Here is a 23,303-nt window from a genome sequence, read left to right as displayed (position 1 = left end):
TGAACCTCTAACCAGCTGATTATTCTGCAACCAATATCGTGTTACATATTCACTGATATCTTTGTCAAATATTGTTAATTTAATATTTCCGTATACGGATATTATATGCTTATAATCAAAGGTAATATCTCTTAGAAAAAGAGTAAATACTAGGGGTTTGCATGCTGCATCCGGAGCTTATAGAGTTAGGTGTTGACGGTAAAAAAGCCGTATTAACACTCATTCCCAATACCCATGGTCCTTTAACTGAAAAGGACATTGTGGAGCTATTGGCATTTCCCGACTTTAGCGAGCTATTTCCACTCAAAGAGACGATAAGCAAAGCTGTTATCCAGATAAACCAGTTATCGGGCACTGATGACGGCCAGTTTGAACAACGTTTTGAAATCGCTGAGCGTCGCGATGCAGTAATCAGCTTTGAATTCTCCGATGACAAAATGCAAGCTTCAATGACATTGACCGCAGCGTATGGCGGCCAAACGATCACATTGAAAGATATCCTGCAAAACTTAAAATCGCAGCATATTAAACTTGGTTTAAGTAAACCCAAAATAGAACTGTCGTTAAAACAATTAGCCGACCTTTTACCAGGTGATGAATGTTGCAATATCATCGCCAGTGGACGTTTGGCTGTTCATGGCAAAGCCGCCACTATTGAGCGCAAAGTCATGTTGGCGCGAGAAAGGCTGCTGCAACCTCAAGAGAATAGTGACGGCAGCGTCGATATGCGCAACCTCGGCTCGGTCATCATGGTAAAGGCCGGCAACGCACTTATTTTGAAGCACCCGGCGACTGCAGGAGTTGATGGCTACAACGTCTTTGGCGACAAACTGCTTGCTAAGCCAGGCAAAGACATAAAATTGGTTGCCGGAGAGGGCACCGAGTTTTGCGCCAATAACCCTAACCTGCTTATCGCAAGCGTTGCAGGGCAACCGGTAGAAACCAAAAATGGCATGCAAGTTGATGACGTACTGCAGATAAAAGATGTCAACGTTGGTTATGGCCATGTCGACTTTAAAGGCAGCGTGTTAATTACCGGTGATGTTGGCGAAGGTATGGTGGTTAAAAGCAGCGGTGATATCACGGTGATGGGCTTTGTCGACTCTGCAACCCTAATTGCTCAAGGCGATGTTACTGTCAGTAAAGGCGTTATTGGCCGTCAGCTAAAAGACAATGCGCTTTCTACCACACTCAAAGCTCAAGGGCAGATCAGTGCTCAATTCGTTCAATACTCAAATCTTGAAGCCACTGGTAATATTCTTGTAACCAAACAACTCCTGCATAGTCACGCAAAAACTAAACACCAGCTAATTGTTTGCGATGCAAGCGGTCGTCGCGGCGATTTAGTCGGTGGCAAAGTCGAAGCCGATAAAGGGGTGAAGGTCGTTGCCATTGGCGCAACAGCGGGAACAAAAACTGAAATATTCTGCGCCATGCATATTAGCGAACACAAACATAACCTAGTTCAGCTCAAAGAGAGCATCACCTCAATGAGAATCGCAGTAAAAAATATTGAGGGACAACTAGGTAATCTGCCTCCTAAAACCCAATGGCAAGATGATGAGATGATGGTTGAACAAGTCAAAGGAATGCTGGAAGAGAAGCGACGAATCATCAGCACTATGCGTGAAGAAGAAACAGAGTTTGAAACGACTAAGCAAGAAGTAGAAAGCTACTACAAAAACTACCGCATTGATGCATTAAAACATGTTTTCGCCAATATCGAGATCCATATTGGTGGCGCGTTCAACCGAACTCAAAGAGAACATGGTCCCTGCTGTATCACCAACTGTAATCAAGAGATCAACTACGATTACAGTATTAAGAAATAACCCCGCAACAGGCAGATTTACAACCATTGCCTAAGGGTGATGGTTAGCGTCATAATAACGTTACTTTAAATCGTTGAGATATGACGTGGAATTATTGAAAATTGACTGCCTAGGTAAGCCGCTTCGCTTAGAAGGCTCATTGGCAGGCTGGCAACAACTGTTTTGGGGTGACACCTTAGTTTCGGTTATTCAAGCAAGTGCAGATAACGAAGGCTTAAAAAGCCACTCTTTTGAGCTTAATACTGCAACTCCAGCCACAATTGATTCACCAGATGAAGTCCCACATAAAACCATAAAAATCACCTTAGAAACGGATTTACGTTGGCAGCCTTTTGTCATCGATTACCGCCTGTTGCAAGATGAGAACGTCATCGCTAGCGGCAAGCGCAACACTAAAGATATTGAGCAACAAGTCCCAACTGTCGCTATTGTAGAAAAAAAGCAATTTAGCATGATCGGCCTTGCATCTCTGGGCTTTAAGCTATTAAAAAGCGCCAAGGTGATTAAAGTCGTATTAGCTGGCGCCAGTGTAGCCGCCTACTCTTGGTTGTTTTCATTTCAGTTTGCTCTCGCGCTTATTGCCTGTTTGGTATTCCATGAATATGGTCATATTCGTGCGATGAAGTATTTTGGCATGAAAACAAAAGGGATCTACCTCATCCCCTTTATGGGCGGCTTAGCCTTAAGTGATGAGAAAATAAATACTCGCTGGCAAGATGTAGTGATCTCAATAATGGGGCCTACATTTGGCCTATTCATGTCAATCGCTGCGCTGATTGCCTATTGGGTAACAGGTAATATCTTCTTTGCCGGATTAGCGGCCTTTAATGCATTGCTGAATCTGTTTAACTTGTTACCGATATTGCCCCTTGATGGTGGTCATATTCTCAAAAGCATCAGCTTTTCTATGAACAGCGTTATGGGGCTTGTTGCATGTATTGCAGGCGCAGCAGTTGGCGTCTACATCAGCTATAGCCTTGGCTTAGCGCTGTTAGGCTTCCTGCTACTTATTGGTAGCGCTGAAATCGTCTTTGAATGGAAAACACGTCATCAAAGTCACTTACTGCCACTTGATCGCTACGGTCAGATCTTCTCAGCAGTATGGTATTTCCTCACAGTTGGATGCTTGATTGGAATTATCTGGTACTTTGCAGGGAGCGGCGATGACATGTTGGCGCTGCCTTTAGAGATCTTAAAAAGTTAACTTAAGACTGGACAACCCTATCCAGTAAAAAAGGCATCCGTAATGGGTGCCTTTTTCTAACAAAATAAAACTTCCTAGTTTGAAGTCTTTTTGGAGCATAGATATGTGGCTGAAGTTGAATTAAGTTTAACGACGAAAAGCATGCAATCACCAAGATAAAAGCTCATACTAAATTTCAGGCACAAAAAAACCGACTTAATGTCGGTTTGATTATTTCTCTTTAAGAGAAATGGTACCTGAGGACGGACTTGAACCGTCACTTCTTTCGAAATCGGATTTTGAATCCGACGTGTCTACCAATTCCACCACTCAGGCTTTGTTACTCGACTCAATGAGGTGGACCTCAAGGAGTGATGCGAATTATACCTTCCGATATCGTAATGGCAAGCACTTTGATTTGACTTTCTTATCAACTGAGCAAAATTCAGCCTCGACGGCAAAAAACATCCCGATTCAAGCTACGAAATTTACTTTAGCGAACCACCACATTAGCAAAACGTGATCAACAGCATCTTTATTAACACTCGTGCAGCAAATTCCCAATAACTAGGTAGTAACTTGACCAAGATCAATTACGTCATTAATCGAGAGGAGTACTTTAACTGTGAACTAAGAAGAAAGAGGATTTCGGACATGGCATTCTGGTTAGATTTGATGTTTGGCAACGCTATCGGCTTGCTATCAATGATCGTTATATTTAGTACGATAGGCATTGTTTCCTATCTAATGTGGATGTTCTATACCAAGTCTGCGGATCCTGAGAGTTAATCTCCAACGTTCTATTAATGCAGGGGGCTATTTGCCCCCATTTTTTTGTCCGTTTTTCACTATAAAGCGAACAGAACCAGCCACAGCTAAAAAGCTTAAGCCGCGTGTTTGCGCGGAGTAACAAAACTATTGATGAACTGTGGGCGAGCTTTAATCAGGTTTTTCATCTCTTCAGCACTAGGCTCTCCAACCGGAAAGCGCAGCACTTGACGATTTAGGTACTCACGAGCACGCATCGATATTTTAAAATCTGCGGTTGAACCTTGAATAGCATAATGCTTTTGATTACCAAGATGTTCCAGTATTCCCGCTTTAGACAAGCTCTTCACAGCTTGCTCCGCTTCAGGCAGAGTCAAAATCGTTTCTCCCTGTAGAAAAAACTCTCTCAACAAAGCACGTTCGGTAGGGTCTAATAGTTTTACTTTCTCTTCAATAACTTCAACTGAGCGTTTATCACTTAAATAGCCAATGGCCTCATCAAGGAAATAGTTAAGGATCTGTGTCAATAAATACGCGGCGCCGATGATCAAACCTAAACCGATTAGATTGGCATGTTGCTCGGAAAATTCAGCAAGATTAATTGAGGCAAGAAAATTAACTGGCGAGAATAATAACGCAGTACATGCCAAAGAAAGCCACAGCATTGCATTAAAGATCAATTTTTTAATTGATTTACCAGTAAAAGAAAGTGCATTGAGGTTAATTTTTTGCATTGCCAAATCCAGTGTCAGAATTCTGTTCCTAACCAGATAAAAGCAAAAACAGTGCCAAAGATCGCGTCAAAAAAATAAAGATCAAAAAGTTAGCTTGTTAGTGAGTCGACCGTCAGAACATCAGCCCTAACGGATAGGTTACTCAAGCAATGATTATGACTCACTGCGTTGTGCTTTAGCTGCAAGTTTGCTTAGCACTCTACTAACCGCAACAAAACCAAATGTACCAGTGACAACGGTTACCGCACCAAAGCCTGAAGCACAATCCATGCGCATATTACCATCAGCCGTTGCCTTGGTATTACACACTGAACCGTCGGTTTGCGGGTACACTAACTGCTCGGTCGAGAACACAGCTTCAATGCCAAATCGACGCGCTACATTTTTAGAAAAATTATACTCACGTCTTAGCAAATTGCGCACTTTAGCAAGTAAAGGATCTTGGTAAGTCTTGGCAAGATCGGTGACTTGTACTTGGGTAGGATCGCTCTGGCCTCCCGCCCCACCAACAGTAATAATTGGCAGTTTTTGCCTTTTACACCAAGCGATTAACGCGGTCTTTGGTTTTACTGCATCGATACAGTCAACAACATAATCCAAATCGCCACCCGCTTTCTTTCCTAGAAAATATTCCGCCAAGTTATCTACGGTAATAAAGTCTTCTACCTCATTCACGACACACTCTGGGTTAATCTGCTTTAATCGTTGTGCCATCACCTCGACTTTAGATTCACCAATCGTCTCTTTTAACGTATGGGCTTGACGATTAGTGTTAGTCACGCAAATATCATCTAGGTCAATCAGCGTAATTTGCCCCACGCCACTTCTCGCTAAAGACTCCGCCACCCATGTGCCAACACCACCAATTCCAACAACCACAACATGAGATTGAGCAAAACAATGAAGTGCTTGTTGACCGTATAAACGACCAATACCAGCAAAACGATTCAGGTAGGCGTCTGACAAAATTTGATTATTCAAGGTAATACTCAATCTGGAGGCGTAATAGATAAAATGTGATGGTCAATTTTATATTAATTCTGCTGAAAACTCTAAATTATTCCCTGCAGCAATGAAAGCTATGTAAACGATTTAAAGCAAAAAACAGTGTTTCGAAACATCCCTGTAATCAACTATCTAATTTCAATTAAGCAACTGTTTAATATAGGTAAACAGTTATGATTGATATCACACATCATCCGCAAAACTTGACTGAGATCACACTTATAAGTTCCCTTTCATTGCAGTATTTCTATCGACAAATACAGCTTCACCTTGGTTATTCAACCGGTTCAATAACCGAGATGGCAGCCCAAACTTAGAATAGCTTCAAGCTATAGGAAGATGAAAATGAAAAAAACTGTTCTGTCCGCCACTATTATCTCAGCACTAACCGCCACCTCTTTTACAGCACTAGCTGATGGCCCGAACTTTTATGGTCGTGCTGACCTAGCAATCACCAATTCAGACATGGGTCTCGCCACCCAAAACCAAAAATCTGGCACTATCATTGAGAACAACTTCTCTTGGTTAGGCGTTAAAGGCACTGAAAAAATTAATGACGAGTTAGAAGTTGTCTACCAAATGGAGTTTGGCGTAAGCAACTTCGACAACTCAGGTGACACATTCGGCGCACGTAATACCTTTTTAGGTCTTAAGTCTGCAGCAGCAGGTACTATTCTTGTGGGCCGTAACGACACCGTTTTCAAAGCCGCTGAAGGCGGGTTTGACTTGTTTGGTAATACTAACTCAGACATCGACCTATTAGCTGCGGGCCAAACACGTAGTGCTGATGGTTTTACTTACTACTCACCAAAAATTGCAGATCTTGTCACCTTAAACGCAACTTACTTGATGGATGATAACTACGATCAAGTTGATACTGATGGTGAAGAAAAGTATACCGACAATATGTATGCACTGAGTGCAACAATTGGTGACAAAGCGCTAAAAGCGCAGAACTACTATGTATCAGCCGCTTACAATGACAGTATTGAAAACATTAAAGCTTACCGTGGTGTTGCTCAAGTAAAACTAGGCAATGTTATTCTAGGTGGTTTCTACCAAAACAGTGAACATGTTGACAGCAAGTATGCCAATCTTGAAGGTGACACATACTTCGTCAACGCAGCATACGTGATGGGTAACTTAAAACTGAAAGCGATGTACGGTAGTGATGATTCCGGTCTAGGCAAATACGTCAGCCGCTATGTTGGTAATGTCGATGGTGGTCTAGAAACCGTCAGCAACGTCGATATTCAGCAGTTCAGTGTTGGTGCCGATTACCGCTTAAGCAAGAACACGCTTATTTATGGACACTATACTAAGTATGACGGCGACATGATGCTGAGTAACATTAAACAAGACCTTGGTGATGATATTGTTACCATAGGTATGCGTTTCGACTTCTAAGCTTTTAACCTGCTCAACAAAAAGGCAGCCTTGGCTGCCTTTTTTATTGTTCTTATAAATGAACAGCCTTACCGACACACAACATAAACGCAACATTTCAGCTACTTCACTCCATTTTGACACGATAACGGCCACACACTCATTTTTAACATTGTCACTTTTGCGGCTCAATGACCTTTACTTTGCTTAGTCATTCACTAATTAAGACAGACGATATTTAACAACAAATCACCACGGATACCCCTTTAGAGATACGTTATGGCATTGAATTCTGTAAAAATTGCTATTTTGATAACTAAAATCCACTAAGCGCCACAAAAAAGCAGCTAATCTACGGTGGAAAAGTAAAAACTTGATCCAGCCCACAATCTGAAAGCCATAAAACTGTAATATTTGCACCCACAATTGTTATGAGCTCGGATGCTTGTAACAAAAACAAAAGTTTATGTAAAAAACCATAAGAAACGTATAAGAACTTAGGTTCTGGGAGCAAATGAAATGAAAAAGACACTAATCTCTGCATCAGTGGCATCAGTTTTAACCCTAGCTTCTTTCGGTGCGCTAGCCGAAGGTCCTAGCTTTTACGGTCGTTTAGATCTATCAGTAACTAACTCAGATACTGGTGCGACTACACAAAATAGTAAAGAAGGTACTGTTCTAGAGAACAACTTCTCTCATTTAGGTGTTAAAGGCAGCGAAAGCCTAACAAGTAACATCGATGTGATCTACCAAATGGAATTCCAAGTAGAAAACACAACTAACTCAGGTGAGACTTTCAAAGCGCGTAACACTTTCCTAGGTCTTAAGTCTCAAGCTGGTACCGTACTTGTTGGTCGTAATGACACAGTATTCAAGCAGTCTGAAGGTGGTGTTGACGTATTTGGTAACTCAAATGCTGATATCGACCGTTTAGTAGGTGGACAAACTCGTTCTGGCGACGGTATCTGGTACTACTCACCAAAAATTGCTGACCTAGTGACGTTGAACGCAACGTACCTAATGGAAGACAACTACACTAACGATGCAAACAAAACTTCTTACGAAGATCAGTACGCACTTAGCGCAACTATCGGTGACAAGAAGCTTAAAGCACAAAACTACTACGTAGCGGGTGCATACAACACTATCGGTGGTATCGATGCGTACCGTGGTGTGGCTCAAGTTAAGCTAGGCGACTTCAAAGTAGGTGGTCTATACCAGAACACTGAAAGCCAAACTTCTGACCAAGAAGGCGACTCTTTCTTCGTCAACGTTGTTTACAATCTAGGCGGCGTTAACCTTAAAGCTGAGTACGGTAAAGACGAAGCTGGTTTCGGTAAGTACTTCAAAAATATTTCTGGCGGATACCAAGACGAAATGTCTGATATAAACGTGCAGTCAATCACTGTTGGTGCTGACTACAAGGTATCTAAGTCAACTATGGTATATGGCCACTACGCTATGTACGAAGGTGACTACAAAGTAGCAGGCGCTAAAATCGACCTAGAAGATGACAACATCTTCACCGTTGGTGTTCGTTACAACTTCTAATTCAATGAGTCATTAGACTCTTGAATCATAAGTACAAAAAAGCGACCTGATGGTCGCTTTTTTAATGCCTGTAATAAGGTCAAGTGAAGACTATAACCCATCAATAGATGCCGATAGCAGAAGTACCAAAGCCGACGCTACACTTATACAAAATAAAAGATGGTCGTTACTATCTTCCTCAGCTTTTACTGCTCTTATCCTGCTTATCCGCTGCTAGCCTTTTCGGGTTAACTTATAAACTGACTCAGTTAACGATGACACCTGTTTTTTGACAAAGCGAGGATTGTCACTCAATACATCTTCACAAGCCAAACGTTCAATCTCGAAATCAGCGCCCATGTTAGCCTGCACCCAGTCATCGGATACCGCAAATGGCGGACCATTTAGCTCTGCTTGCGGGTAGTCTAGGGTCACAAGTAAGCCAACACTGCCTGCTGGAATTAGATAGGCAAGCTGCTTTGCGTATTGCAATCGCATCGCTTCAGGCCAAGCAATTAAGGCTGCTCTGTCGTAAAAAGCACTGGTTTTATCAAGCTCTGTACTATTAGTATTTTGGAGGCTAAAAATATCACCTTGATAGATGGTGACCTGCTCGGTTGAATAACGCTTATGCTCGCCAATTTGTTCAACGGTATGAGTAAGATTATTCTCTTGATAGAACTGTGCTACCGCAAGTTCATTGAGCTCACAAGCCAACACCTCGTGGCCTTGCTCAGCCAAAAAACACATATCAAGAGACTTACCACAAAGAGGAACAAAAACTTGCGAGTTTGCGGGGAGCTTTAGCTGTGGCCAAAACTGAATCAATAGCGGGTTAACGGCGCTTAGATGAAAACCTATCTGTTGAGCGTCCCATTTTTCATGCCAAAAGCTTGGTTGCATTGCTAAAATCCTAAAGCGTTAGAGGGAGGATTAACCTGAATGCGATAACCAAGGGAGCCTCCCTTAATTAAGCGACTTCTGTCAAAACCGAATGAGCAACACTCTAAAGCCAATACTTTCATTTAGCAAAAGGAAAAATAAACACCAATGCTTTAGGCTGCAGGAATATCCAACGCTTTTTGGACTTTTTTAAGCCAAGTACAATTCTCACACTCACATTGACGACGAGATAAGTGGTGTGGACTTAAGCTTGAATCAATAAAATCTACCGCAACCAGTAACTGTTGTTTGAGCTCTTCGGCTGTCTTTTGATCTACCGCAACAGTCTCATCGTTGTGGTTCATCCAGGTGCACTCCATGCCTTGATGGCAATTGATACACTGCATGTCAGTATGATTAAAAAAACCAGCGTGAGGACATTGGTTTAGTTCCATTGACTGCAAAATACGCTGCCGAGGATACTCGAGTAATTCTATTAAGCGTGACTTATCTAACCCTGACATATAATCACCTTTGTGCTGATTTAACTTATAAAACTAAGTTGATATCTTCTATATTAGTACTGACTTTAAGACTACCTGTCCCTTATTGTTACAGAATTGATATACATCAAGAACTCTTCCAAAATTATTGGTTAGGTGTGACCGACTTCCCCCTTTTAAGCTGCAGTTTTTAATGGATCTACTTGGACTATCTTTGCGATTGTTGATTTAATAACAACATTAACGAGGAGAGACAATTGCAAACCCAAGAACTGCAACACTTTTATATCTCAGAAGAGCAATCAATTTACCTACTCGCAGCCAATGATGCCCGTAAACATCGTGCTTGGATAAGGCTGTGTAAGCAGCAGCTGAGTAAGCTAGGTTATAAAGAGTTTGAGATGGTTGGTAAGGGTGCTTATGGGTTTGTGTTTGCAGGCGTCAATGCCAGTGGCGAAGCCCATGTCTTTAAATTCTCCCGGCTCACACTGCCGCAGCACATACAAGACAGACTCGAAGAGGAAGCGTTTATGCTCTCTCAAGTGATCCACCCCAACGTACCTCCAGCCATTAAATTCCAGCATGTAGGAAAACAGGGCATTCTTGTTATGGCAAGAGCACCGGGCGAGGACTTAGAACAACTTTGTCTGCGCATAGGTGCGTTACCCGTTGCCATGGTAATGAACATCGCGCGCCAACTTGCGGCAATACTCAAATACTTGCATAACGGTCGGCCGCTGATCCATGGTGATATTAAGCCCTCGAATCTGGTTTATGATGTTAAAAATCAACACTTGTCTTTAATTGACTGGGGCTCAGCGGTATTCGCTCAGCGCGACAATGATGGCAACCCAGTAAATGGCAACGTCATGGATTTGATGTCCAGTGACCATCAACATACTAATGCCCGCATGGGCGATGTGTATTTTATTGGCGAAGAGCAACTCAATGGCGCATTGTCGAGTCCACGTTTTGATGAGCAAGGCGTAGCAGCAACACTTTATGCACTAGCATCTGGCCAAGCCAGTCGTTTCGGCAGTAAAGTCATCCCCGCCACCAGCGTAGGCTTGCCCATTGAGCTTGCTAAAACCTTGGATGGTATGCTGAGCGATGATCCTATGCAACGAAAGCAGGCGGGTGATTACTTTCTCAAAAGTATGGCTCACAGTCACAGGATGCACCTGCCAGAGATTGACAATGGACCGCTTATCGCCGAAATCCCAGTTTGGGTGCTTGCCAGCAATAAAGAGGTGGAAACCGTTAGCTATAGCTCAAGAAAGTCATTTCTTAAAGAACACAATGCCGATGATCCCATTGCCAAAATGGACGATCTACAGCTGGAAAAATACTACCGTAACTTTATGGCTGGCATGGGCGATACTGAGAAAGGCTTTATCGCATCAGTAGGCCGCTTGGCACAATATGACATCGTAGGCGGCTTAGCGATTCATTGGCGTGAAACCGGAGTGTTTATTGATTCGAACCTAGCACTGTATAACGACAGCCAAAAGCAGGCTTTGACCATTGCAGTCAACAATATGGTCACTCTCGCCCGTGGTATTCATCGTATCGGGGTGTTCAAAGCATGTTTCTTTAATGCAAGAGATACGCTGCATATTGAACGAGAAGATAGTCAGCAACCGTTCTTGATTAGCAGTGAATTGCAATTACCTTTTGAAGTGGGTGATGTGCCGTCATTAGAAGATCGTTCAAGACTACACTCCTATTTTGAAGATGGCCGCGATCCTGAAGAAAATTTAGAACTGCCAAAAGAGATCATGACTGAACTCGCCATCATCAACCAAATTCACCATACCGGCTGTATTATCTTTGAGGCTTTGCCAAACCATATGAAGATCCACAGCTACCTAAGGTTATTAAACCCTAGGAAACAAGCAGCGTTTAGAGGTTGTTTAGATCGAATTTTAAGTCACGTTGATAAGATACAAGGCAAAGGGGTGTCAGGCTTTATGAAGCTTCCCTATAAAAACACCCGTAAATTTAGCCATCTTGAGCGCAAGCCGGATAACTTTTATCCGCGCAACCCAAAACAAAGTTAAGGCTTTAACTAATTGGTATTAGATTTATCATCTTTTGGCTTGTCATCGTCATCAAGTGAAGTTTCAACTTGATGTGTTTCAGGGCGCTTATCACTAGGATCATCTTTACGTTCAAAGTCGCCATCAAAGGTATTACCGTCATCAAAAGGTGAGCGTCCACCTTGTTGCCCAAAGGGGTTACCTTGTCCGCCCATACCAGGACCAAAGCCAGCTTGAAAGCCACCATGGGTTTTAGCTTTCTGCTGCATACGCTTAAAAAAGTAACCCGCCACAGGAATGCGGGTAAATGGGGTTAATAGAATGAGCCCCAAAAAATCGGTCACAAAACCTGGAATTAGCAGCAGTAGTCCTGCAACCGCCAACATCATTCCTTCAACAATTTCTTGCCCTGGCGCTTCGCCACGAGCCAACTTTTGCTGAACCTGCATCAAGGTACTAATGCCTTGGCTACGAACTAATGATACGCCGACCACTGCGGTAAATATAACCAAAGCGACCGTTGTCCAGCTGCCTAATGCTTCGCCCACCCGGATCAATACAGATAGCTCCATCACAGGAACTAATACAAAAATTAATAACAGAATAAAAAACACGCTGACCTCACATTTTTTTATGGCGATGAAAACTAAATTGGGGTTAGTCGGTCTATTTTCAAGTCGCATAACCAACAATTGGCTTGTGTGCTAACAATAATCAACACATGCAGCAGAATGCATACGCATTTGTAAGCAAAAACTACTGGCATCACTATTTTAGTAATGCCTTAATGCAAGCATTCTGCAAAACACGTAAAGTAACAATATTGACTATCGTGATAATCAGCTTAACTAAATTGCCTTAACGCAGCTTTAATCTGCTTAATATAAATTGAACAAGCTATCAGACGGACAAACACAGTTTAATGGATAACGAATTTTTACTCTTAATGACCACTTGCCCAGACGAAGCTAGCGCTAAATCTTTAGCTCATGCCCTTGTCAAAAAGAAATTAGCGGCATGTGTGCAGATCTCATCAGCCATTACCTCCGTATATGAGTGGCAAGCTGAAGTCTGTGAAGATACTGAATTCTGTTTACATATTAAGTGCCTTGCCGTGCATTACCCCGCGATTGAGGCTGCAGTTTTACAGTTGCACCCTTATGACGTTCCCGAGCTAATAGCACTACCTGTAACCCAGGGATTGCCAGCCTATTTTGATTGGATAAAAGAAACCACACAGCCATGAAAAAAATCATAACTCTGTTTTTAGCATCACTACTAATGCTTAGTCCATTAGTACAAGCTGAAAGCATTTTTAATAGTAGTAAATTCTCCTTTTTAAAGGGTGAACCAGAGTTGATGCCTGTCGATGAAGCGTTTGTTTTCGACTTCAAACAGGAGGGTGATAAAGTAAAAATTAGCTGGGTGATTGCCGACGGCTACTACATGTATCGCGATAAACTCAAATTTGAAGCCAACGGCGCTGTGCTGGGAGAAATCGCCTTACCTGAAGGTAAATCTCATACCGATGAATACTTTGGTGAACAAGAGGTTTATTACTCATTTGTAGAAATGCCGGTTGCAATTAAACAAGCGGCAGCTGGCGACACTCTCAACGTTACATTTATGGGCTGTGCTGAGGGCAAACTGTGCTTCCCTCCAACCAAAAAAGTGGCAGAGCTAACCGAGGTTAGCCCTAATGACGGCGTACTCGACTTACAACAAAACAACGAGATAACCACAGCAAGCAATGAGCCTAACGCGCCAATAACTCAGCAAGATAACCTGACTCAAATGCTTGCTAGCGACAGCTTAATTTGGACCTTAGTTATCTTCTTTGGCTTAGGGATCGGCTTAGCATTAACGCCTTGTGTGTTCCCTATGTATCCGATTCTATCGGGCATTATTGTTGGCCAGGGTAAGAAACTCTCGACCGCCAAAGCCTTTAGCTTGTCGATGGTTTATGTACAAGGTATGGCTATCACCTACTCATTGGTAGGCTTGGTAGTGGCATCTGCCGGAATGAAATATCAGGCCTACCTACAGCACCCTGCAGTACTGATCACACTAGCGATAATGTTCTTCGTATTAAGCTTGTCGATGTTCGGCTTATACGACTTAAAACTGCCATCTAAGTGGCAGGAGAAGATGAACACTCTATCAAACAATCAAAAAGGCGGTAACGTCATTGGTGTGTTCTTGATGGGTGTTATCTCTGGCCTTGTTGCCTCGCCTTGTACCACAGCACCACTATCTGGAGCACTGATTTACGTCGCACAAACAGGCGACTTACTGCAAGGCTTCTTAGCGCTTTACGTGTTGAGTATGGGTATGGGGCTACCGTTGCTAATTATCGGCACCTCAGGTGGTAAGATCTTACCAAGAGCGGGCAGCTGGATGGATATCATCAAAACCATCTTCGGTTTCTTACTCATTGCAGTTTCTATCGTAATGTTAGGTCGAATTTGGCCTGGACTCATCTCAGATATACTCTGGTCTGTTTGGGGGATCAGCATCGTCGGTTACCTAATGCACCAAAACAAGCTCACTGAGTTCAACTGGAAACAAACAACCCGTGCGGTACTGCTTCTGCTAGCACTATTGGGCAGTTTCTCTTACGGCTTACAAGCGGTAATGTCGCACTTTGGCTTTGTCTCAAACAGCAGTGTAACGCTAGCGACTGGCGAGCAAAATCACAGCTTCAAGCGTGTTAAATCACTTGAAGATCTCGATCGCGAAATAGCTGCGGCATCTGCACAGGGCAAAACAGTCATGTTAGATCTATATGCCGACTGGTGTGTCGCTTGTAAAGAATTTGAAGCAATTACCTTTAAAGATGCTGCAGTCCTTGAGCGGATGAACAAGATGGTATTACTGCAAGCTGATGTCACCAAAAATGATGCTGTCGATATTGAGCTACTAGAACATTACGATGTGCTCGGTTTACCGACATTGCTGATGTTTGACGAAAATGGCGCTGTAAGGGATGACTTAAGAGTCACCGGCTTTATGCGTCCTAAAGCGTTCGCAGAACATTTGGATCATCTCGTAAAATAAAACCAATTGCATTAAAAGTTTGACCGTTCAGCGGGAATTCAAAATGCTGTAGGCAAGCAGTGGGATTTGAGCTAATAGATATTCTCGGCTCTGGCCCCCTGCTTCGCTCTCGATAATTGCTCCTGCATTATTCTACCTTCGACCATCCTTGGTCTCGTACCTCCTAAATCTGACCGCCAAGGAGGGCCGGAATGTCTTATTTTGTATGGAACAAAATAGACCATTTATACCAATTGCATTAAAATTTTGACCATTCAGCGGGAATTCAAAAAGCTGTAGGCAAGTAGTGGAATTTGAGCTAATAGTTATTCTATATCCAAATCCCATAGCGAAGTCTAAAGCGTTTTGCCAATTTGTTTAACCTCAGCCGCACTACGTGAGGCTCTCAGGCTTTCCACTTCTGCTTTGCATTGGCTTAAAAGGGAATCACCATTTCTTTACCAATGCGCTTTGAATTGAAAAGTCTGAGGGGCTCTGAACTGGTCAAATACTTAACACAATTGGTATAACTCAGAAGTATCCAGTAAAAAGCCCCGTTAGCATTTATCTGCTAGCGGGGGCTTTTTTGATTGTTATCGACACAGAAATAGCAAGGCTGCATCGCCATCTGCTCCTCTATCAGATAACAATTGTCCCCACGATTGCCGCTATCACAATCTTTAAATAAATCCGTAAACTTCAGTTCAAATTCACAAACTTCTTGTACAATGCTCACTAATAATATCTTTTGCAAGGAGCACCATGGAACCCGCGATACTCATTATAACCTTAGCCTGCGGCATGCTAGTTAGCCGTGTGGGACTGCCCCCATTGATCGGCTACCTTGTTGCGGGATTTGTACTGTTTCTATTCGGAATTGAAGAATCTAGCCTGCCAATGTTAGAGCAGTTAGCTAACTTAGGTGTGACCTTATTGTTGTTTGCCATCGGCCTTAAGCTGGATATTCGCAGCTTGTTTAAAGCAGAGGTTTTAGCGGGTTCAAGCTTGCACTTGCTCGGCTCTATGCTGTTTTTTATACCGCTGTTAAAATTGTTAGGTCTACTTGGTTTAGAGCAACTAACTGGTCTTGAACTCAATCAACTCGGTCTACTCGCATTTGCATTGAGCTTCTCTAGTACCATTTTTGCGGTAAAGATATTAGAAGACAAAGGTGACATGCAGTCACTCTATGGCCGCGTAGCTATCGGTATCTTGATTATGCAGGATATTTTTGCCGTCGCCTTCTTAACGATCTCTAAAGGTGATATCCCCTCTTATTGGGCGTTGTGTCTACTACTACTTCCGCTAGCTAAACCGCTTATTTATAAAACCTTTGACCGAGTCGGTCACGGTGAGTTATTGGTGCTATTCGGGCTAGTCATGGCGCTTGTTATGGGTGCATGGTTGTTTGAAATCGTCGGCCTAAAACCCGACCTTGGTGCGCTGATAATCGGCATATTACTGGCCGGACACCCTAAGTCTTCAGAGCTAGCAAAGTCGCTGTTTTACTTTAAAGAGCTGTTCCTGGTTGCCTTCTTCTTAACAGTTGGCCTTAATGGCTTACCAACATTCTCTGATATCGGTTTAGCGGCCATTTTGGTGTTGGTGGTGCCGATTAAAATCGTGCTATTCCTCTATCTATTGACTCACTTTAAACTGCGTTCACGTACTGCGTTACTCTCTTCATTTAGCCTAGGTAATTACAGTGAATTCGGTTTAATCGTTGCTGCCGTCGCGACCTCAAAAGGCTGGTTACCGCCGCAGTGGATGGTGATATTAGCCGTGGCCTTAAGCTTTAGTTTTCTATTTTCAGCACCGCTCAATATAGCCTCAAACAGACTATATCAAAAGTATCAAAACCGACTACAGCGATTGGAGAAGCATCCATTGCACCCAGAAGATCGTCCGATCCATGTGGGTAACCCAAGATTTTTAATCTTAGGTATGGGCCGCATTGGTTCTGGTGCATATGACGAGCTTAGAGCGCAGTACGAAGGTGAAATTCTGGGGGTGGAGCACAAGCAAGATCTGGTCGATTATCACAACCAAGAGGGGCGTAATGTGGTGCAGGGCGATGCTTCCGACACCGACTTTTGGGAGAAACTTGATAAGGCGCCTAATCTAGAGCTGGTATTACTGGCTATGCCGCATCACGTGGGGAATTTATTTGCAGTTGAACAACTAAAACGTCTTGATTACCAGGGCAAACTCAGTGCCATCGTGCAATACAAAGAGGATGCTGATTCATTGCAAGAATCAGGAGTACACAGCGTATATAACCTTTATGAAGCAGCTGGTGCCGGTTTTGTCGATCATGTCGTTAAAGAGTTGCTTAGTCCTAATGGCACCAAGCCTGATCATCCAGAAGTGGTGAATCATCCACGCAGCGAAAGTTAAGGTTTGCAGCGCTTATAAAGTAAACCCTAAGACTGATTGTATACATTATTCCCACTATCGAGTATGTTATTTGGCAAATAAAAAAAATGCCAAATAACATACTATGCTAACTACACTTCGAACCCGACAGTTTCAACCCTCAATAAAACAAGTGCGTCTCCGATATCGTTTCGCCAAACTGATTAGCTTATTGGCAGTGAGCCTGGTAAGTCCACAGTCCGTTGCACAAGCGGAGCGCTGGCAAGACCACCTTGTGTTTGAACAAAATAAGCAGCCACCCCACGCCAGCTTTTTTGGCTACTCTTCATTATCAAAAGCAATTGTCGATGATTATCAAGCCAGTAATAACTTTCTTGATCTCAATGGGCGTTGGCAATTTCATTACGCTAAAAACCCCTTTGTGGCGCCTAAAGATTTTGCTCAACAACAGGCTAAGCTAGATGATTGGCAAAGCATACAAGTACCCGGTAACTGGGAGACCCAAGGTTTTGGTCATGCCATCTACCTAGATGAACGCTACCCTTTCACTACTACTTGGCCCAATGCCCCAGAAGATCACAACCCTACAGGTAGCTACCGTCGACAATTTGAGTTACCCCAAGAGTGGCAAGACAAGCAAATATTTCTGCATATTGGCGCGGCGCGTTCAGCGTTAAGCGCACATATAAACGGTGTAGAAGTCGGATATAGCCAAGGGGCAAAAACACCGGCCGAGTTTGATATTACTTCCCACCTTAACCAAGGTGAAAACTTGCTAGCCCTGCAGATAATACGTTGGAGTGATGCCAGCTATCTCGAGAGCCAAGATATGCTGCGAGTTAGTGGTATTGAACGTGATGTATACCTTTACGCTACAGAGAAGCAGCGTATCGCTGATATCGACGCAACTTACACGCTCAATGAAAATCTCACCAAAGCCAATATGGCGATTAAAATTAAGCTAAAAAATCATATTAAAACCGCTATTAAAGCTGGGGAGCTAAACCTAGAGTACCAGTTGTTTTCTCCTCAAGGGACTAGCACTAAACTGGGCCAACAAGTTGTCGCAGAGTTTAATCACAATCTTGAGCAAACCCTTACTTTATCTGTCGATAATCCCGCTCTTTGGAGTGCGGAAACCCCTGCGTTATATCAACTATTAGTGAGCCTAAAAGCAGCCGATGGCACACTGCTGCAGGCCAGTAGCCAGAAGATAGGCTTTCGCCGAGTAGAGATAAAGCAAGGTCAACTACTGGTCAATAACAAGGCCATTACCATACGCGGTGTCGATAGGCATGAAACCGACCCTGATACCGGCCATGTGGTGAGTCGGGCTAGCATGGAAACCGATATCCGCTTAATGAAGCAGAACAACATCAATGCAGTACGCTCAAGTCACTATCCTAATGACCCCTATTGGTTAAGCTTAACCGACAAATATGGTCTGTATGTTATCGATGAAGCCAATATCGAATCGCACCCATTGGCTATTGACGAAAAGACCCAAATCGGTAACGAGATGAGCTGGCTACCAGCGCACCAAGCACGCGTTGAGCGCATGATTGAGCGTGATAAAAATCATCCCTCTATCATTATCTGGTCGCTAGGAAATGAGGCTGGAGAAGGTCATTTATTTGAAGCTTTATATGATTGGGTTAAACAACGCGACCCGAGTCGTCCGGTGCAATATGAACCCGCAGGTCAACACGCTTATACCGATATCGTTGCTCCTATGTACCCGTCAATCGAGCGGATTGAGAAATACGCTAAATCCCATAATGATCGCCCACTGATTATGATCGAATACGCCCATGCGATGGGGAACTCGGTCGGTAATCTACAGGACTATTGGGACGTCATAGAGCGCTACCCGCAACTGCAAGGCGGCTTTATCTGGGACTGGGTGGATCAATCCCTAGCCTTTACCAACTCAAACGGTCAACGCTACTGGGCTTATGGCAAAGATTACCACCCTGATATGCCGACTGACGGTAATTTTCTCAATAATGGCCTGGTTGATCCTGACCGTAATCCACACCCGCATTTAAGTGAGGTGAAGAAGGTTTACCAACCGCTACGTTTCAACAATTTTGTAGTCAATGCTAATTCAGCGAGTTTTGAACTTGAAAACCGCTATGACTTTATAGGCACTCAAAACTTACAACTAAAATGGACAATCCAGCAAGATGGTCGCCCATTTAGCGTCGGCAGCATTGAGATGCCGATAGTCAAAGCTGGCTTATCTAAGCAAATAAACCTGCCGCTAGATCAGAGTCTATTCGCTGACCATTTTGAATATCAGTTGTTGCTCGAGGTGTTAGTCGACAAGCCTCAACCTATGCTACCTAGCGATCACCGCATCGCATTTGGTCAATTTTCATTGCGAGCCGCCAGCAGTAAACCACATACCTTAGCGGTAACAATAGCGCAGCAAGATAGTTTTTGGCTGTTAGGTAATGAGCAAACCCAATACCTTATCTCTAAAAATAGTGGTTGGCTCACCGATATCAAACAAGATGGGCTGTCACAACTAACCGCACCACTAATGGTTAACTTTTGGCGTGCACCAACCGATAATGATTTAGGTAATCAGATGCCCGAATGGGCAGGCGCTTGGCAAGATGCTGCAAAGGAGCTGAGGCTACTATCGATTAAACGCATTAATCCCTACAGTATTGAGGTTCAGCAACAGCATCCGACCTTAGATTTCAGTCTTAACACTCGCTACCAAATCAGTACAGCAGGTCAATTGCTGGTACAAAGTCAGTTTAAACCTGGGACAGTAGCACTTGCTGACCTTCCCCGCTTTGGTTTTCAAACACAGTTGCCTTTTAGCCAACGCTTTATGCATTACTTTGGTCGTGGTCCAGAAGAAACCTACGCCGATAGAAAATCAGGTAACCCAGTCGGTTGGTTTGCACTGCCAATCGAGCAAACCTTTCACCGTTACTCTCGCCCACAAGAAACAGGCCAACGCACTGATGTGCGGTATGTAGCAATTACTGATAGTAAGGGTAAAGGATTACTAGCCAAAACCAATGCAGACAATACCACTTTGCAAACCAGCCTTTGGCCCTTTGCACAAGCCGATATCGACTTCAGACAAGGAGACGCGTCAGGCTCAGCTTCTGGGCTCGTGCCCGTTACCGTCAATCACGGCGCTGAAATAACAACTCAGAAGTTTGTCACTTGGAATATTGACCATAAACAGATGGGTGTAGGCGGAGATACCTCTTGGGGCAGGCAAGTTCACCAGCCGTACCGCATCAAAGCTGAGCCGATGGAGTTCAAATTTACCATTGAACCGCTAGCGGCAGCAGCTGATATTCAACAACAAGCAAGAACAAAACCTTAAGAACTGGGAAGTAACCACGCCTAAAATTAGCTATTAATATGGCATTAGAAAAATAATAAAGGATAAACATGGAACAAGTTATTCAGCTGGTCATATTTTTTGGCTTAACAGCACTCGTCGGCCTGATCACCTACCTCAAGTGCCGAAAAATAGTCAGAGATAGCAGTGACAGTAAAGATTACTTTCTTGCAGGAGGCGGCTTAAGCTGGATCGTTGTCGCAGGCTCATTGATGATGACCAACATCAGTGCCGAGCAGATTGTGGGGATGAACGGTGCGCAAACTCTTCTAGTCGCTTGGTGGGAAATAGCCGCTGCTGTCGGCCTCATTATTCTCGCTAAATGGTTAATCCCCATCTATTACAAATATAACTGTACCACTACCACTGAACTGCTTGAGCGCAAATATAATGACAAAGGGATCCGCGCCATGGTCTCAGTGCTGTTTATGCTCGGTTATGCGTTCATCTTGCTGCCAGTAGTGCTATACACTGGTTCACTGTTTATGAAATCGATGTTTGGTCTGTCTATTTCAGTTACCGCGTTAGCGATTATCTTTGCCATTGTTGGTGCCATATACGCTATTTTTGGCGGATTGAGAGCCATCGCAATATCGGACAGCCTAAATGGTATCGGCTTGTTGGTGATGGGTGTGGTGGTATCTTATCTTGCACTTAATGCCGTCAACTGGGATCTATCTGGTATACCGATTGAAAGGCTAACCTTAGTTGGTAACGACCAATCAGATATCCCTTGGCATACCTTGCTTACCGGGATGATTTTCATTCAAGTATTTTACTGGGGCACCAACATGGTGATCACCCAACGCGCCCTTGCCGCTAAGTCAGTTAAAGAAGCACAAAAAGGTTTGTATGCTGCGGTAGTGATGAAGCTTATTATCCCTATTATTGTGGTTCTGCCAGGGCTTGTCGCTTACAAACTATATGGTGATGTGGGTGACGTTGCCTATGGCAGACTGGTCGGCGATATATTGCCAACTTGGATGTCAGGCGCATTTGCGGCGGTTATGGCTGGCGCAGTATTAAGCTCATTTAACTCATGCCTAAACTCAGCAGCAGCGCTATACACCTGTGACATCCACCAAAACTATATCAACCCAAATGCCAATGTGAAAAAAATAGGCACTCGGGTTGCACTGATATTTACACTAATTTCAGTTGCATTAGTGCCTGTATTCGCGGAATCAAAAAGTATCATCTCGTTGCTACAACAGCTTAATGGCCTATACTCTATGCCGGTATTAGCAGCTTTTATCTGCGCACTGGCATTTAAAAATGTCAGCGCTAATGCGATTAAGGTTGGTCTAGTATTTGGGGTCTTAGTATACGCCGTATTTACTTTTGTCTGGAGTCCTTTCCACTTTATTCACATGATGGCGATTACCCTGGCGGCAACTATCTTGGTCACTTTGTTCCTCAGTCGATTTGTATTCGCAGCGCAGCAAGATATCGCGCCGCTCACCGCTAATACTTAAACTCAAAGGGGTTGCATAAAGCAGCCCTTTAACTGCTCATCATAAAGGATTATTGATAGATGTTTGATCGTGACGACCACCCTCACCGACGTTTCAACCCGCTAACCGAACAATGGCTGCTGGTCTCGCCTCACCGAGCAAAACGTCCTTGGCAAGGACAACGTGAAGCAACGGCTGAAGTCGCAAGTCTTAATTACGATCCTGAGTGTTATCTGTGCCCAGGCAATCGTCGAATTAGTGGCGAAAAAAACCCAAGCTACACAGAGCCCTTTGTGTTCACTAACGACTTTGCAGCGCTAACTGCAGATACGCCGCCAGCTCAGAAAAACGACCCTCTCTTTGCGCTACAATCCGTAACGGGAACCAGTCGGGTTATCTGTTTTTCTGCCGATCATAGCCAAACCTTGCCAAAGCTTTCTATTGCACAGCTTACCGCCGTATTCGCCAGACTTGGCAAAGAGGTTGCTGAACTTGGAGAGCAATACCCCTGGGTTCAGGTGTTTGAGAATAAAGGTGCCGCTATGGGCTGCTCAAACCCCCACCCCCATGGGCAAATATGGGCGGTGAGTGAGCTACCTAACGAAGCCGTTACAGAGTCTCGTACCCAGCTTAACTACTTTAAAAAGAATCAAGAAAACATGCTACTTGATTATACAAATAAAGAGCTCACCAATACAGAGCGAGTCGTCGTCAGCAATGATGATTGGCTTGTTGTGGTGCCATGGTGGGCAGCTTGGCCATTTGAAACGTTAATTTTACCGCGCTTTGCGGTAGCACACTTGGATAAGCTCACGGCAGACCAGCATACCTCTTTAGCCAGCATAATGAAGTCACTTATGACGAGATACGACAATCTATTTAATACCAGCTTCCCCTACTCTATGGGATGGCATGGCGCACCATTTGATGGTAGCGAACACCCAGAATGGCAACTGCATGGACACGTCTATCCACCACTACTGCGTAGCGCCGATGTGAAGAAGTTTATGGTTGGTTATGAGATGCTGGCTGAAAGTCAGCGAGACCTCACAGCGGAACAAGCTGCACATCTGCTGCGGGCTCAGTCTGAAGTGCATTACCAAAATCAATAGAAAAACTCAGTTACACATGATGTAAAGTCGTGATATAAAGCTAATGAAGTGTAAGTAAATATTTTTGACTCAGGGACAGAGTAGCAAGCT

At 43.7% G+C, this 23,303-nt stretch carries 17 protein-coding genes and 1 tRNA gene; 12 read left to right on the top strand and 6 right to left on the bottom strand.

What is annotated here, in order from left to right:
- The first annotated feature begins 161 nt into the window (after window positions 1-161).
- Window positions 162-1,832: a flagellar assembly protein A gene (locus tag L2730_RS00315; RefSeq protein ID WP_248972761.1), complete on the top strand. Its 1,671-nt coding sequence runs from the start codon at window positions 162-164 to the stop codon at window positions 1,830-1,832.
- An 85-nt stretch (window positions 1,833-1,917) separates the two neighbouring features.
- Window positions 1,918-3,036, top strand: a complete 1,119-nt coding sequence (locus L2730_RS00310; RefSeq protein ID WP_428848420.1) for a site-2 protease family protein — start codon at window positions 1,918-1,920, stop codon at window positions 3,034-3,036.
- Window positions 3,037-3,266: 230 nt separating this feature from the next.
- Here L2730_RS00310 and L2730_RS00305 read toward each other — a convergent pair.
- Window positions 3,267-3,351: transfer RNA gene (locus tag L2730_RS00305), tRNA-Leu, on the bottom strand.
- A gap of 318 nt (window positions 3,352-3,669) precedes the next feature.
- On the opposite strand from L2730_RS00305, the gene L2730_RS00300 reads away from it, so the two are divergent.
- The gene (locus L2730_RS00300) at window positions 3,670-3,804 is read left to right on the top strand and encodes a DUF3149 domain-containing protein (protein WP_079891968.1); all 135 of its coding nucleotides are present in this window, start codon (window positions 3,670-3,672) and stop codon (window positions 3,802-3,804) included.
- A 95-nt stretch (window positions 3,805-3,899) separates the two neighbouring features.
- Here L2730_RS00300 and L2730_RS00295 read toward each other — a convergent pair whose 3' ends face one another.
- Entirely contained in the window at window positions 3,900-4,517 is a 618-nt protein-coding gene (locus L2730_RS00295; protein WP_248972759.1) for a superinfection exclusion B family protein, read from the bottom strand.
- Between the two features lie 153 nt (window positions 4,518-4,670).
- Complete coding sequence (gene tcdA, locus L2730_RS00290; RefSeq protein WP_248972758.1) at window positions 4,671-5,498, bottom strand: tRNA cyclic N6-threonylcarbamoyladenosine(37) synthase TcdA; 828 nt, start codon at window positions 5,496-5,498, stop codon at window positions 4,671-4,673.
- A 369-nt stretch (window positions 5,499-5,867) separates the two neighbouring features.
- Between tcdA and L2730_RS00285 the strand changes: the two genes are divergently transcribed.
- The gene (locus L2730_RS00285; RefSeq protein ID WP_248972757.1) at window positions 5,868-6,929 is read left to right on the top strand and encodes a porin; all 1,062 of its coding nucleotides are present in this window, start codon (window positions 5,868-5,870) and stop codon (window positions 6,927-6,929) included.
- A gap of 498 nt (window positions 6,930-7,427) precedes the next feature.
- Window positions 7,428-8,459: a porin gene (locus L2730_RS00280; protein ID WP_248972756.1), complete on the top strand. Its 1,032-nt coding sequence runs from the start codon at window positions 7,428-7,430 to the stop codon at window positions 8,457-8,459.
- Between the two features lie 213 nt (window positions 8,460-8,672).
- Here L2730_RS00280 and L2730_RS00275 read toward each other — a convergent pair whose 3' ends face one another.
- Window positions 8,673-9,341 carry a thiopurine S-methyltransferase gene (locus tag L2730_RS00275; protein WP_248972755.1) on the bottom strand — a complete coding sequence of 223 codons (669 nt, stop codon included), beginning with the start codon at window positions 9,339-9,341 and terminating at the stop codon, window positions 8,673-8,675.
- A gap of 152 nt (window positions 9,342-9,493) precedes the next feature.
- Entirely contained in the window at window positions 9,494-9,844 is a 351-nt protein-coding gene (locus tag L2730_RS00270) for a hypothetical protein (protein ID WP_248972754.1), read from the bottom strand.
- 236 nt (window positions 9,845-10,080) lie between these two features.
- Between L2730_RS00270 and L2730_RS00265 the strand changes: the two genes are divergently transcribed.
- Window positions 10,081-11,883: a protein kinase domain-containing protein gene (locus tag L2730_RS00265; protein WP_248972753.1), complete on the top strand. Its 1,803-nt coding sequence runs from the start codon at window positions 10,081-10,083 to the stop codon at window positions 11,881-11,883.
- Window positions 11,884-11,891: 8 nt separating this feature from the next.
- On the opposite strand, the gene L2730_RS00260 is transcribed toward L2730_RS00265, so the two are convergent.
- On the bottom strand, window positions 11,892-12,476 hold the full coding sequence (locus L2730_RS00260) for an FxsA family protein (RefSeq protein ID WP_248972752.1): 585 nt from the start codon (window positions 12,474-12,476) through the stop codon (window positions 11,892-11,894).
- 308 nt (window positions 12,477-12,784) lie between these two features.
- Here L2730_RS00260 and cutA point away from each other — a divergent pair, with 308 nt between their 5' ends.
- The 6 genes from cutA (at window position 12,785) to L2730_RS00230 (ending at window position 23,213) form a co-directional block, all read left to right on the top strand.
- Window positions 12,785-13,108, top strand: coding sequence for a divalent-cation tolerance protein CutA (gene cutA / locus L2730_RS00255; protein WP_248972751.1), 324 nt, complete (start codon window positions 12,785-12,787; stop codon window positions 13,106-13,108).
- Complete coding sequence (locus L2730_RS00250; protein ID WP_248972750.1) at window positions 13,105-14,919, top strand: protein-disulfide reductase DsbD; 1,815 nt, start codon at window positions 13,105-13,107, stop codon at window positions 14,917-14,919. The genes cutA and L2730_RS00250 overlap by 4 nt, the downstream gene beginning before the upstream one ends.
- A gap of 741 nt (window positions 14,920-15,660) precedes the next feature.
- Entirely contained in the window at window positions 15,661-17,295 is a 1,635-nt protein-coding gene (locus tag L2730_RS00245) for a cation:proton antiporter family protein (protein ID WP_248972749.1), read from the top strand.
- A gap of 103 nt (window positions 17,296-17,398) precedes the next feature.
- Entirely contained in the window at window positions 17,399-20,629 is a 3,231-nt protein-coding gene (locus L2730_RS00240; RefSeq protein WP_428848419.1) for a glycoside hydrolase family 2 TIM barrel-domain containing protein, read from the top strand.
- A 68-nt stretch (window positions 20,630-20,697) separates the two neighbouring features.
- The gene (locus L2730_RS00235; RefSeq protein ID WP_248972747.1) at window positions 20,698-22,122 is read left to right on the top strand and encodes a solute:sodium symporter family transporter; all 1,425 of its coding nucleotides are present in this window, start codon (window positions 20,698-20,700) and stop codon (window positions 22,120-22,122) included.
- 59 nt (window positions 22,123-22,181) lie between these two features.
- Window positions 22,182-23,213, top strand: a complete 1,032-nt coding sequence (locus L2730_RS00230) for a UDP-glucose--hexose-1-phosphate uridylyltransferase (RefSeq protein WP_248972746.1) — start codon at window positions 22,182-22,184, stop codon at window positions 23,211-23,213.
- Window positions 23,214-23,303: the final 90 nt, after the last annotated feature.

The organism is Shewanella kaireitica (assembly GCF_023284045.1).
In the GTDB taxonomy this organism is placed as follows: Bacteria; Pseudomonadota; Gammaproteobacteria; order Enterobacterales; family Shewanellaceae; genus Shewanella; species Shewanella kaireitica.
This window is presented reverse-complemented; position numbering and strand designations above follow the sequence as displayed.

Bases quoted from the DNA above. Each gene is read 5' to 3' on its own strand.
- L2730_RS00315 (WP_248972761.1), top strand. From the start codon at position 162: ATGCTGCATCCGGAGCTTATAGAGTTAGGTGTTGACGGTAAAAAAGCC.
- L2730_RS00300 (WP_079891968.1), top strand. From the start codon at position 3,670: ATGGCATTCTGGTTAGATTTGATGTTTGGCAACGCTATCGGCTTGCTA.
- L2730_RS00295 (WP_248972759.1), bottom strand. From the start codon at position 4,517: ATGCAAAAAATTAACCTCAATGCACTTTCTTTTACTGGTAAATCAATT.
- L2730_RS00285 (WP_248972757.1), top strand. From the start codon at position 5,868: ATGAAAAAAACTGTTCTGTCCGCCACTATTATCTCAGCACTAACCGCC.
- L2730_RS00280 (WP_248972756.1), top strand. From the start codon at position 7,428: ATGAAAAAGACACTAATCTCTGCATCAGTGGCATCAGTTTTAACCCTA.
- L2730_RS00275 (WP_248972755.1), bottom strand. From the start codon at position 9,341: ATGCAACCAAGCTTTTGGCATGAAAAATGGGACGCTCAACAGATAGGT.
- L2730_RS00270 (WP_248972754.1), bottom strand. From the start codon at position 9,844: ATGTCAGGGTTAGATAAGTCACGCTTAATAGAATTACTCGAGTATCCT.
- cutA (WP_248972751.1), top strand. From the start codon at position 12,785: ATGGATAACGAATTTTTACTCTTAATGACCACTTGCCCAGACGAAGCT.
- L2730_RS00250 (WP_248972750.1), top strand. From the start codon at position 13,105: ATGAAAAAAATCATAACTCTGTTTTTAGCATCACTACTAATGCTTAGT.
- L2730_RS00245 (WP_248972749.1), top strand. From the start codon at position 15,661: ATGGAACCCGCGATACTCATTATAACCTTAGCCTGCGGCATGCTAGTT.
- L2730_RS00240 (WP_428848419.1), top strand. From the start codon at position 17,399: ATGCTAACTACACTTCGAACCCGACAGTTTCAACCCTCAATAAAACAA.
- L2730_RS00235 (WP_248972747.1), top strand. From the start codon at position 20,698: ATGGAACAAGTTATTCAGCTGGTCATATTTTTTGGCTTAACAGCACTC.
- L2730_RS00230 (WP_248972746.1), top strand. From the start codon at position 22,182: ATGTTTGATCGTGACGACCACCCTCACCGACGTTTCAACCCGCTAACC.